At 43.0% G+C, this 11,164-nt stretch carries 12 protein-coding genes, 2 tRNA genes and 1 riboswitch; of the genes, 1 reads left to right on the top strand and 13 read right to left on the bottom strand.

The annotated features are described in order from the left end of the window. Positions 1-260 precede the first annotated feature (260 nt). From OCV72_RS10750 to tsaE, 10 genes are all read right to left on the bottom strand, one after another. Positions 261-350, bottom strand: a tRNA-Ser gene (locus tag OCV72_RS10750). 83 nt (positions 351-433) lie between these two features. Further along, a tRNA-Ser gene (locus OCV72_RS10745) sits at positions 434-519 on the bottom strand. A gap of 178 nt (positions 520-697) precedes the next feature. After that, positions 698-1,423, bottom strand: a complete 726-nt coding sequence (ispD, locus tag OCV72_RS10740; protein WP_055283787.1) for a 2-C-methyl-D-erythritol 4-phosphate cytidylyltransferase — start codon at positions 1,421-1,423, stop codon at positions 698-700. Between the two features lie 28 nt (positions 1,424-1,451). Then, positions 1,452-2,480 (bottom strand): tRNA (adenosine(37)-N6)-threonylcarbamoyltransferase complex transferase subunit TsaD, encoded by a 1,029-nt coding sequence (gene tsaD, locus OCV72_RS10735; protein ID WP_055283785.1) that lies wholly within the window; start codon positions 2,478-2,480, stop codon positions 1,452-1,454. Between the two features lie 10 nt (positions 2,481-2,490). Further along, positions 2,491-3,399 carry a ribonuclease Z gene (locus OCV72_RS10730; RefSeq protein WP_055283783.1) on the bottom strand — a complete coding sequence of 303 codons (909 nt, stop codon included), beginning with the start codon at positions 3,397-3,399 and terminating at the stop codon, positions 2,491-2,493. A gap of 9 nt (positions 3,400-3,408) precedes the next feature. Beyond that, positions 3,409-3,645, bottom strand: a complete 237-nt coding sequence (locus OCV72_RS10725) for a hypothetical protein (protein WP_055283781.1) — start codon at positions 3,643-3,645, stop codon at positions 3,409-3,411. A gap of 166 nt (positions 3,646-3,811) precedes the next feature. Then, positions 3,812-4,279, bottom strand: a complete 468-nt coding sequence (rimI, locus tag OCV72_RS10720; protein WP_242859250.1) for a ribosomal protein S18-alanine N-acetyltransferase — start codon at positions 4,277-4,279, stop codon at positions 3,812-3,814. Next, positions 4,273-5,307 carry a threonine aldolase family protein gene (locus tag OCV72_RS10715; RefSeq protein ID WP_055283779.1) on the bottom strand — a complete coding sequence of 345 codons (1,035 nt, stop codon included), beginning with the start codon at positions 5,305-5,307 and terminating at the stop codon, positions 4,273-4,275. The genes rimI and OCV72_RS10715 overlap by 7 nt, the downstream gene beginning before the upstream one ends. Next, positions 5,300-6,034, bottom strand: a complete 735-nt coding sequence (gene tsaB, locus OCV72_RS10710; RefSeq protein WP_055283777.1) for a tRNA (adenosine(37)-N6)-threonylcarbamoyltransferase complex dimerization subunit type 1 TsaB — start codon at positions 6,032-6,034, stop codon at positions 5,300-5,302. The genes OCV72_RS10715 and tsaB overlap by 8 nt, the downstream gene beginning before the upstream one ends. Beyond that, entirely contained in the window at positions 6,022-6,447 is a 426-nt protein-coding gene (tsaE, locus tag OCV72_RS10705; protein WP_028088421.1) for a tRNA (adenosine(37)-N6)-threonylcarbamoyltransferase complex ATPase subunit type 1 TsaE, read from the bottom strand. The genes tsaB and tsaE overlap by 13 nt, the downstream gene beginning before the upstream one ends. Positions 6,448-6,588: 141 nt before the next feature. Here tsaE and OCV72_RS10700 point away from each other — a divergent pair, with 141 nt between their 5' ends. After that, entirely contained in the window at positions 6,589-6,957 is a 369-nt protein-coding gene (locus OCV72_RS10700) for a VOC family protein (protein ID WP_055283775.1), read from the top strand. A gap of 622 nt (positions 6,958-7,579) precedes the next feature. Here the strand turns inward: OCV72_RS10700 and OCV72_RS10695 are convergent. From OCV72_RS10695 to OCV72_RS10685, 3 genes are all read right to left on the bottom strand, one after another. Then, the gene (locus tag OCV72_RS10695) at positions 7,580-8,209 is read right to left on the bottom strand and encodes an ECF transporter S component (RefSeq protein WP_055283773.1); all 630 of its coding nucleotides are present in this window, start codon (positions 8,207-8,209) and stop codon (positions 7,580-7,582) included. Between the two features lie 146 nt (positions 8,210-8,355). Continuing rightward, positions 8,356-8,523, bottom strand: a riboswitch (FMN riboswitch). Between the two features lie 44 nt (positions 8,524-8,567). Further along, on the bottom strand, positions 8,568-10,187 hold the full coding sequence (ptsP, locus tag OCV72_RS10690; protein ID WP_055283771.1) for a phosphoenolpyruvate--protein phosphotransferase: 1,620 nt from the start codon (positions 10,185-10,187) through the stop codon (positions 8,568-8,570). Positions 10,188-10,249: 62 nt separating this feature from the next. Next, on the bottom strand, positions 10,250-11,140 hold the full coding sequence (locus OCV72_RS10685) for a YitT family protein (RefSeq protein ID WP_055283769.1): 891 nt from the start codon (positions 11,138-11,140) through the stop codon (positions 10,250-10,252). Positions 11,141-11,164 lie beyond the last annotated feature (24 nt).

The following is an 11,164-nucleotide window of genomic DNA, read 5'->3' as shown; positions in this document are numbered from 1 at the left end:
CTCTTTCTCAAACATTCGTTTGTCTCAAGCGACAGCTTATTAAGAATATCACAAGCAGTTGTGTTTGTCAACTGTTATTTTATTCTTTTTTCGAATCAACTTTTATTGATTCAAAAGATAATTTATCATCTCAAGCATTAACATTGTTGTCTTTCAACCTTGTCTCTTGCGACGACTAAGTTAATATATCATAGCAGTCGAACTTTGTCAATAAGTTTTTCTAAACCTTTTTTATTCATACTGCTTATATATCAACCAAACGGAGAAAGAGGGATTTGAACCCTCGCGCCGCTATTAACGACCTACTCCCTTTCCAGGGGAGCCCCTTCGGCCAGCTTGGGTATTTCTCCATACAGAAATGTCACCAGCAGCTTCCTTGCATACTTTGACATATAAAAAACTACCAGGATAAAACTTGGTAGTTTTTATAAAGCGGAGAGGGTGGGATTCGAACCCACGCGCCCTCTCGGACAAACGGTTTTCAAGACCGCCTCGTTATGACCACTTCGATACCTCTCCAACTATTTATTTGTCTGCCGCTTCCGTATCACCTCAGCGACAAGATGTATTCTATCATAGCTTTTTGCTGTCGTCAATACTTTTTTTAAACTTTTTTATTTTTTTGTATTTTTCTTATTTTTCTGTATTTTTTGTATATAAATACAGTTCTTTGCAAAGACTTATTCACAGACTCCGGTCAGCTTTTTATATGCTCAATAAATCCTTTTGCCGTATCCAGATCTTCCGGTGTCGTAATCTTAATATTACAGTAAGAACCTTCATATAGTTTCACCGGAATCTGCATTTCCTGCTCTACCACCATGGCATCATCCGTTACATTTTCCCTGTCATGTTCCATCAGATTCTTATATGCCTGCGTAATAAGCTCTGTCTCAAATACCTGCGGAGTCTGTACAATCCATACATATTTACGTACAGGTGTATTGACCGCAAATTGATTTTCATCTACGATCTTTACTGTATCCTTGCTTGGCACACCTGCTACACATGCTCGATTTGCCTTTATGCATGCATAGCCTCTCTTTATAATCTGTTCGTCTACGAACGGTCTGGCACCGTCATGAATATAGACATAACCTTCTTTTGCCTCTTCTCCGACCATACCGTCACGAATAGCCTTTAACCCATTCCAAACAGAATCATAACGTTCTTTTCCGCCCGGGATTACTGCACGCACTTTTCCAAAATGATATTTATTTACAATTTCTTCTGTCACATAGTCTTCCTGCCCGGCTCCGGCTACCATGATCACATCATCAATAATTTCTGACTTTTCAAATGCTTCCAGGCAGTAACAGATAATTGGTTTTCCACATAGTTCTATATACTGCTTCTGGATAGATGTCCCCATTCTTTTTCCCTGTCCTGCCGAAAGTACGATCGCCACACATCGCTTCTTCATTTGTTGTTCACCGCCTGTTTTTTTGAAATTAACGCTCACCGAGTTTCAGATTAGGAACCGCATTTAGATCCCATCCACTTCTGGTTCCATTCATGTATTCGTAATAAGCCGCTACCCCGATCATCGCTGCATTATCCGTACAGAAAATCGGAGATGGATAATAGAATTTTACTCCCCGATCTTCACATGCTTCTTTCATAGCTGCACGGAGAGCACTATTCGATGCCACACCGCCTGCAATGGCAAATTTATCTACCTTATATTCTTCCACCGCATGCATAGCTTTCGCAACCAGTACATCGGTAACTGCTTTCTGGAAAGAAGCTGCGATATCTGCCTGGTTGTATTCTTCACCCTTCATCCTGCATCCGTTGATATAATTCAGAACAGCTGATTTTAATCCGCTAAAGCTGAAGTCATATGGTGCATCTTCTATATTTGCACGTGGGAATGCGATAGCATCCGGATTTCCTTTCCTGGCCACCTTATCAATCTTCGGTCCTCCCGGATAACCCAGTCCGATTGCACGGGCCACCTTGTCAAATGCTTCTCCTGCAGCATCATCTCTGGTTCTTCCGATGATATCAAATTTACCATAATCTTTTACACGTACCAGATGTGTATGTCCTCCGGATACTACCAATGAGAAAAATGGCGGTTCTAATTCTTTGTGTTCTATAAAATTGGCTGCAATATGTCCTTCGATATGATGCACTCCGACCAGTGGCTTACCTGCAGCGTATGCGATTGCTTTTGCTTCTGCAACCCCCACCAGAAGTGCACCTACCAGCCCCGGTCCGTAAGTCACTCCGATTGCATCGATATCATCCAGTGTTACCTCTGCTTCTTTCAGTGCTTCCTCGATAACCTGATTAATCTTTTCGATATGTTTTCTGGAAGCGATCTCAGGCACAACACCTCCATACAGCGTATGCAGGGCAATCTGTGAAGAAATGACATTGGACAGTACTTCCCTTCCATTCTTTACAACTGCCGCTGCTGTCTCATCACAAGAGCTTTCGATCGCCAGTATTAATACATCTTTTGTCTCGCTCATATTTTCCCTCCTAATCTTCAAATACCAGTTCTACCGAGCGCTTATCTTTTGCTGCGATTGAATTCGGGAATATTGCCTTGACATCGTCCATATATTCCTCTGGTTTTGTCAGTGACGGGCTATAATGTGTCAGCCACATTTCTTTTACTTCTGCTTCTTTTGCAAGCTGTGCCGCTTCGTAGAATGTCATATGCTTATATTCTTTGGCTTTCTTCTGCTTATCCTTTTCGCCATACATTCCTTCACAGATAAAGAGATCCGAATGCTTTGCATTCTGCTTAATAGATTCCGTAGGTCTCGTGTCTGTGGTATACGTAAGCTTGATTCCTTTTCTTGCCGGCCCGAGTACCATATCCGGTGTATATATATGTCTCTTTGTCTCCACCGTCTCGCCTTTTTGTAATATTCCCCAGTACTCCTGTGGAATATTCGATGCCTTCGCTCTTTCTACATCGAATTTTCCTGCACGGTCGATCTCCATCGTATAACCATAACAAGTCACATTGTGATTTACACGAAATGCTCTCAGGCGGTAGCCATTCATCTCAAATGTCTGCTCTGCCTCCGTGATTTCCATATATTTAATCTGGAACGGCAGCTCCGGTGCGATCACGCGCAGTGCATTCACCACTCGTTCCAGTCCTTTTGGTCCGATTAATGTGAGCGGCTTGGTACGGTCCGCATTTCCCATAGTGAGAAGGAGCCCCGGAAGTCCGCTGATATGATCTCCGTGATAATGCGTAAAACAGATCACGTCGATCGGTTTAAAGCTCCATCCCTTTTCTTTTATCGCAATCTGTGTTCCCTCTCCACAGTCGACCAGAAGACTGCTTCCATTGTAACGCACCATCAGGGATGTAAGCCACCTGTACGGCAGCGGCATCATCCCTCCGGTTCCTAACAAACATACATCTAACATAATTTTCCTCTATTCCTCTTCCATTTTAATCTTAAAGTTCCTTGTCAGTTCATCATAACAGGATTCACAAAGGTCAAAATGATCTCTCCGGTTATCTTTTTCCGAAAAATATCCCCATTGCTTATCCACTGTCAGGACGTCTTCCTGCGGAACCCCTTCTACGACCGGAATCACTCTTCCACATTTGTTACATACAATACTGGTTACTTCTTTTACTTTTCTTGTCCGTTCCTTAAACTGGCGCATACCATTCCTCCTGTAATCCTGTCACCGTTTTTTCCGGTGTTTTTCATACATTACATCGTTTTCTTTTCATTATTCTCTGTCTGTAATTTTCTCAGTTACGCCTATATTATAGCTTTTCATCTGTATGCTGACCAGTGGAAAGTGCTGTAAGAATTACCATTGTTTCCTACAGATTTACGGACATCAAAACAGCATTTTCTTTGGGATTCTCATAGTAATCCCTGCGGATCCCATCTTTCGTAAATCCACATTTTCCATAGAATTGTCTGGCAGCTTCATTGTTTTCTCTTACTTCCAGCATGATTCTTGTTATCTTCTGCTCCCGACAGAAGTCAAGCAGTTTCCGGAACATCTGACTGGCTGCCCCTTGTCTGCGCACAGAATGTGCCGTTGCAATCCTTGCAATTTCACCTTCCTCTAATACGTAATAGAAGATAAGATAGCCGGCCATTCCTTCTTTTGTCTTTGCCACAAATATTGCGGCATTCTTCTGCTTCCACGTCTCTTCCAGACTTTTCAGACTCCATGCATCAGGAAATATCTCTCTTTCCAATGCAGCAATCTCCGGAAGTTCCGGAAAATCAGCCTCACTTATTTCGATCATTTTATCTGATTCCATCTGATTTTCTAACATGCCATGATATCCCTTATCAATTCATCTACCACTTCCGATTTTGTCGCCCAGCTTGTGCAGAATCTGACTGCGCTTTCGGTATCCGATACCTTCTCCCAGAATTCAAATACATATTTTTCTTTTAATTTTTCGATATGGCTGTCCGGAAGGATCGGAAACTGCTGATTCGTATAGGAATCGTAACGCAGACTATATCCTTTTTCCAGAAATATCTTTTTAAGCTTCATTGCCAATTCGTCTGCATGTGCGGATATCTTAAAATAAAGATCATCCGTAAACAGCGTATCGAACTGAATACCAAGAAGACGTCCTTTTGCCAGCATTCCGCCATTCTGCTTGATCATATAGCGAAAATCTTTCTTCAATGCCCGGTTAGTGATCACAACAGCTTCACCAAATAATGCGCCCACCTTAGTTCCACCGATATAAAATACATCTGTATACTTTGCAAGATCTGCAAGTGTGATATCATTTGTCTCTGCCATCAGCCCATATCCCAGACGTGCTCCGTCAAGAAACAATAACATACCATATTTTCTGCATACTTCATGCAGATCCGCTAATTCCTTCTTTGTATACAGTGTTCCGTTTTCCGTCGGATGGGAAATGTATACCATCCCCGGCTGTACCATATGCTCCTGACTTCCATCCGTCCAGTGAGCATGGCACATCTCTTCTACTTGTGCGGCAGCAATCTTTCCATCTTCACTTGGAAGCGGCAGTACTTTATGTCCGGTTGCTTCAATTGCCCCTGTCTCATGTACATTGATATGCCCGCTTACCGCTGCGACCGCTCCCTGATATGGGCGGAGTGCCGCACTGATCACCGTTGTATTGGTCTGTGTTCCTCCTACCAGGAAATGCACATCCATATCCTGACATTCACACAGATCCTTAATCTTCTGTCTTGCACTGTCGCAGTATGGATCCAGCCCATATCCGTTGGTCTGCTCCATATTCGTCTCTATCATCCTCTGCATAATTGCAGGATGTGCTCCTTCTGTATAATCGCACTGAAATCTATACATGCTCCATTCTCTCCTTCCGTTCTCTTTCTGCCTGAGACACACGGAGATACTCCGGTTCATGCTCCATCGCAGTTTCAATCTTTCCTTCTTTATAATACTGCATTCCCAGTGTTCCTACGGATGCAGCTCTCTGCCGGTTCATATTTGCCGGCGCAAATGTAACCGCTTCTCCCGGCAGGATCTCTTCTGTGATCTTTGTCTTATGCACAGGGACCCCGTCGCCAAGGAAGGTTACTCTTCTTCCTTCTTTTAAATACTTTTTCAGCTTTTCTCCCAGTTCTTCTATCGGAACTGCCATCTGGTCTTCCAGTATGTGAAGCTTCTGCCCGTCAAATTCATAGATTCCTGCATACACCTGCCCGCGTCTTGCATCCATAATCGGACATACAACATCTGCAATTCCACACAAATTGCAGGCAAGTCCCTCCAATGTCGGAATATGAATCAGTGGTTTCTCAAGCGCAAGTCCAAGTCCCTTGGCCGTTGCAGAACCGATACGAAGTCCCGTAAATGATCCCGGCCCTCCGGCTACCGCTATCGCATCTACGGTATGCAGATCCAGTTCTGTCATCTTCACGATCTCGTCCAGCATCGGAAGTAATGTCTGTGAATGTGTCTTCTTATAATTGACTGTATATTCGGCAATGACCTGGTCATCCACTGCCCCGTCTTCTACTACAGCTACACTGGCGACCAGTCCTGAGCTGTCTAATGCTAATATTCGCATATTGTAATCCTCCGGTAATCGAATCCTTTTTCCAGATCCTTTTCTATCTTAATCTCTGTGTAATGTTCCGGTAATATCTCTTCAATCAGATTAGCCCACTCGATCAGGCTGACGCCCTCTCCGTAAATGTAATCTTCATAGCCAATCTCATCCATCTCTTCCACATCACCGATTCGGTACACATCAAAATGATAAAAGGGAAGTCTTCCTTCATCATAGATCTGCACAATGGTAAATGTAGGACTGCTGACCGGTTCATCTATCCCCAGTCCTTTGGCAAGACCTTTGGTAAATATCGTCTTCCCGACACCCAGATCTCCCACCAATGTATACACCTGTCCTGCGCAGGCTTTTTCACCCAGACTAAATCCCAGATCCCAAGTCTCTTTCTCACTGTTTGTCTCTATTATCATAAGCTCTCCCTTTCCATTTTTTGAAATCACTGTATTCAGTATCTTTAAGTATAACACATCTTTTTTTCTTCTGCTACTCATGATATACTTTCTGATAACAGCTTAAATATATTAATTTTTATCAATAATGGAGGAAAACGTATGAAATTCACATTTTATCACAATAACATTAACGTTGCCGATCTTGACAAGTCTATCGAATTCTACCAAAAAGCACTTGGACTTAAGATTACAAAAGAGACAGAAGCTGCCGACGGAAGCTTCAAGCTGGTATTCATGGGAGATGATACCACCCCGCACAAATTAGAGCTCACATGGCTGCGCGATATGGACAGACCTTACGATCTCGGAGACAATGAGATTCATCTGGCAATGCAGACAGATGATATGGACGCGGCACTGGCATTCCATAAGGAAATGGATTGTGTCTGTTTCGAAAACCCGGAGATGGGTATCTATTTTATCAATGATCCGGATGGGTATTGGGTGGAAATCTGCCCGGCGGAATAAATTTAATTGGGATTTAATTCAGGAAGGCTGTGGATACCCGAACCGGAATAAAGCTTGAAAAGGCGTTCCTGCTCAGGTTCCATCGGCGGGTCAATTCTAAAGGGGCAAAATTCTGCTAAAAGCAGGCTTTCAAAATTTGAAACTCGGCATACGCCTCAGACAGTCAAATTTTGAAAACCTAACGCAGAATTTTGCCCCTTAAGAATTACCAACGCCTCTTTCACATTCACTGGAACACCTTTCCAAGCTTTATTCCGTGTGTATCAAATGCCTTACGAATGAAATGACAAATGCGTAACCGTAGTGGCCTCCACCGGGTTACACTTCCGGGCATTTCATTTATTAACATCCGCTGTCAGTCACGACTTGAAGGAAACAATAGATAAGGATTATTGTGAATGTGGAATGCCGTTAGAAACAATTAGAGAGTCAGAAGCACCGTTAAAGGAACGAAGCGAACGTGTTTGAGGCGAACGCCGAGTTTGAGCGTAGTTCCTTTGCTTTTAGGTGATTCTGACTCTCTTAGTGTTTCTTATGGTATGGAACCTGAACAAGAAGCCTTATCTATTGTTTCCTTCAAGGACCGAGAGGCCGCTTCCCAGTTAATAAATGAAATCCCAAATTACGCATTCATCTTCAATATCGGACTGATTTTTTTATAAACCAGGAACACGATCAAAGATACCAGTATACCTTTCAGCAGATTGAATGGTCCGACTGCCAGCATCACAAAAGTCTTAAGGTCTGTGATATGTTTGTTTACGGCAGTTCCCATTCCAACCAGGCCGTCGATCGGCATACCGAATGCTTTGGCATATGCCGGTAGTAATACGAAGGCATTCAGAAAACATCCGACTACTGTCATGAATACGGTTCCCGCTGCCATTCCGGCTACTGCTCCGGTTCTGGTATGTTTCTTATGGTAGATCAATGCGGCCGGCACAACCAGTGAACAGCCGATCAGGAAGTTTGCGATTTCTCCGACTCCCGCTGTCATAGTTCCGTTGATTGCAAAGTTCAGTAAGATCTTGATAAGTTCTATTGCCGCTCCGGCGAGTGGTCCCATTGCAAAGCTTCCGATCAGGATTGGTACTTCGCTGAAATCTATCTCATAGAAGGACGGAGCGAACGGAAGCGGAATTTCGAACAACATCAATACTGTTGCGATTGCCGATAACATACCAATCTGTGCCATTGTCCTGATTTTGTTTCTGTTTTTTTCATTTTGTCTTGTCATTACTTTTGTACTCATCTTTCTTTCTCCTTTAAACCGAATTATATTCTAAAGGAAGAAACTTCTTATTTTGAACCATACGATATTCACATTTCAGACAAAAACCCCGTCACCCAAAAGGGCAACGGGGCAATCATATCATTCTGATAATTCTGTAATATCATATCATCCTTCTCTCATCCAGACTTTACTGTCGGTTCCGGAATCTCACCAGATCGGCTGATCATCACATTGATAACATCTGTCCAGATATCTCTGACCAGAAATTCTTCAATGACCAGTTCGCGGACTTTACCGCCGGTTGGGAATCACACCCTGCCCCGAAGAATCTTCTTTCGTCTCATATTATAGTACGGCATAACCGTCTATGCAACCATTATTTTGTGCTCATCTCACGGATCAGTTTTCTGATCGGAAGAACAAATGTCGGAGATACAGACAATTCATCGATTCCCATCTTAAGGAATGTCTCTGTCAAAGTCATATCTGCTCCAAGTTCTCCGCAGATACCAACCCAGCATCCTGCTTTGTGTCCGTTCTCGATTGTCTTCTGGATCATGCGGAGCACTGCAGGATGATGTGAATCATAAATATTGTCAAGTTTGCTGTTCTGTCTGTCAATTGCCAGTGTATACTGAGTCAGGTCGTTTGTTCCGATACTGAAGAAGTCAACTTCCTCTGCCAGAAGATCGCTGATCATCACTGCTGCCGGTGTCTCGATCATAATACCCTGTTCAACTTCACCGTACTCGATTCCTTTTTCTGTCAGTTCTGCTTTGATAGACTCTACGATCTTCTTGATCTCTTTCACTTCATCTACAGAAATGATCATTGGATACATAATTCCAATGTTACCATATGCGCTTGCACGAAGAAGTGCCCGCAGCTGTGTACGGAAGATATCTCTTCTGTCCAGACAGATACGGATCGCACGGTATCCCATGGCCGGATTTTCTTCATGATCAAGGTTGAAATAATCCACCTGCTTGTCCGCACCGATATCCAGTGTACGTACAATTACCTTCTTACCTGCCATGTTCTCGGCTACTGTCTTGTATGCCTGGAACTGTGCTTCTTCATCCGGATAATTATCCGCTTCCAGATATAAGAATTCACTTCTGAACAGACCGATTCCAGCCGCATCATTGGCCAGTACACTTGTAACATCTTTTACACCGCCGATATTTGCATATAATTTGATATGTTTTCCGTCTACTGTTATATCTTCTTTTCCTTTTAATTCCTGAAGAAGTTCTCTTGCTTTGATGTCTTCTTCTTTCTTTTCCTGCATTTTCTTTAAAGTTTCTTCATCCGGATCAATGTAGAATGTTCCTGTGTAACCGTCTACAACCGCCATCTTCCCGTTCCACTCTTCTTTAATATCAACTTCGATCAGTGCCGGGATGTTCATCGTTCTTGCAAGGATTGCTGTATGTGAATTTGCAGATCCAAGTCTGGTTACGAATGCAAGGAGCTTCTCCTTGTCCATCTGGACCGTCTCACTTGGTGCAAGATCTTCTGCCACAACGATCACAGGTTCATCACCGATGGCTCCACCGCTTTCGTTCCCACTTAAGATATTTACCATACGTTCCGAGATATCTTTTACATCTGCTGCTCTCGCTTTGAAATAATCATCTTCCATCTCTGCAAACATCTTCGCAAAGTTATCTCCTGTTGTAGCAACGGCAAATTCTGCGTTTACCTGCTGTGTCTCGATGATATTAACAACAGAATCAATATAATCATCATCTTCCAGCATCATCTGATGTACTTCAAATACAGCAGCATTCGCTTCTCCGACTTCTTTTAATGCTTTTTCATACAGTCCCTGTAACTGCTCTGCTGCCTTTGCGCGTGCATCCTCGTAACGTTTGATCTGTTCTGCAGTATCCTCTATTTTCACACGTTTTACAGGCTGTTCTCCCTTCTGGTAGAACAATATTTTTCCAATTGCAATTCCTTTAAATATTGATTTGCCAGTATATTTCTCCATAAATGATACCTCGTCCTTCCTTCAATCTTTGTTAACATTCTAACTCACAATACCTGTAAAGTCTAGTTTTTCGTAAGATTCAATTCGTCGTAACGCAGCTTTTCCATTGTAAATCCGCGTCCTCTCACCTCATTGATCTGCGTGATCGTGATAAATGCTTTCGGATCGATCTCCTGAATCGCCTCTTTTACCGAATACAGCTTTCTGCTGTGGATAACACATAATACGCCCTGCTGCTTCTGCTCTCCATAACCGGTCTCGATGTCTACCATCGTCACTCCGGCATCAATATCCGTTAAGACTTTCTGACGGATTTCTCTGTATTTGTCCGAAATTACAAATAACTGGATCTGTGACTTCCCAAGAAGCATCACCCGGTTCAGCACAACCGTACTTAAAAACAAATTCAGAATACCATACAGTATCTGTTCCGAATCTGAAAACAGCATCTGAAATCCCAGCACCGAAAAATCTACGATATACAAGAATACCGCTACCGGGACATGAAACCATTTGTGTAACACAAGTGCCAGTATATCTGTTCCACCGGTAGAAGCACCTACTCTTACCACCAGTCCGATACCGATTCCAAGGAGAACCCCTCCATATAATGCCGCAAGCATAGCATTATCCTGCGTCACTTTGTCTATTCCCGGAATGGACTGTGCCATCGACAGAAATATTGGATAAATAAAGGAACTGATGATCGTTGTCAATGCAAACTTCTTTCCCAAAAATACTGCACCGAGAACGAACAGCACCGCATTGATCGCCAAAATAATCATCGATAGGTTCACCTGAAAATAATGGCTGATCGTAAGACCGATACCAGTCGCACCTCCCATAATGATCCCATTCGGCACGATAAACGCTGCCACAGCAAACGACAATACAAGATTGCCGACCAGAACTCCCAGAATGGTTTTGATTATTTTTTCCCAACTTTTTTTCATGTGCTCCATCCTCTCTCCGTACTT

Source organism: Dorea amylophila, from assembly GCF_025567265.1.
Lineage (GTDB): Bacteria > Bacillota > Clostridia > Lachnospirales > Lachnospiraceae > Dorea_A > Dorea_A amylophila.
This window is presented reverse-complemented; position numbering and strand designations above follow the sequence as displayed.

What these genes read in the sequence shown, in the direction of transcription:
- ispD (WP_055283787.1), bottom strand. Translation starts at nt 1,423, where the DNA reads ATGAAGAAGCGATGTGTGGCGATCGTACTTTCGGCAGGACAGGGAAAA.
- tsaD (WP_055283785.1), bottom strand. Translation starts at nt 2,480, where the DNA reads ATGAGCGAGACAAAAGATGTATTAATACTGGCGATCGAAAGCTCTTGT.
- OCV72_RS10730 (WP_055283783.1), bottom strand. Translation starts at nt 3,399, where the DNA reads ATGTTAGATGTATGTTTGTTAGGAACCGGAGGGATGATGCCGCTGCCG.
- OCV72_RS10725 (WP_055283781.1), bottom strand. Translation starts at nt 3,645, where the DNA reads ATGCGCCAGTTTAAGGAACGGACAAGAAAAGTAAAAGAAGTAACCAGT.
- rimI (WP_242859250.1), bottom strand. Translation starts at nt 4,279, where the DNA reads ATGTTAGAAAATCAGATGGAATCAGATAAAATGATCGAAATAAGTGAG.
- OCV72_RS10715 (WP_055283779.1), bottom strand. Translation starts at nt 5,307, where the DNA reads ATGTATAGATTTCAGTGCGATTATACAGAAGGAGCACATCCTGCAATT.
- tsaB (WP_055283777.1), bottom strand. Translation starts at nt 6,034, where the DNA reads ATGCGAATATTAGCATTAGACAGCTCAGGACTGGTCGCCAGTGTAGCT.
- tsaE (WP_028088421.1), bottom strand. Translation starts at nt 6,447, where the DNA reads ATGATAATAGAGACAAACAGTGAGAAAGAGACTTGGGATCTGGGATTT.
- OCV72_RS10700 (WP_055283775.1), top strand. Translation starts at nt 6,589, where the DNA reads ATGAAATTCACATTTTATCACAATAACATTAACGTTGCCGATCTTGAC.
- OCV72_RS10695 (WP_055283773.1), bottom strand. Translation starts at nt 8,209, where the DNA reads ATGAGTACAAAAGTAATGACAAGACAAAATGAAAAAAACAGAAACAAA.
- ptsP (WP_055283771.1), bottom strand. Translation starts at nt 10,187, where the DNA reads ATGGAGAAATATACTGGCAAATCAATATTTAAAGGAATTGCAATTGGA.
- OCV72_RS10685 (WP_055283769.1), bottom strand. Translation starts at nt 11,140, where the DNA reads ATGAAAAAAAGTTGGGAAAAAATAATCAAAACCATTCTGGGAGTTCTG.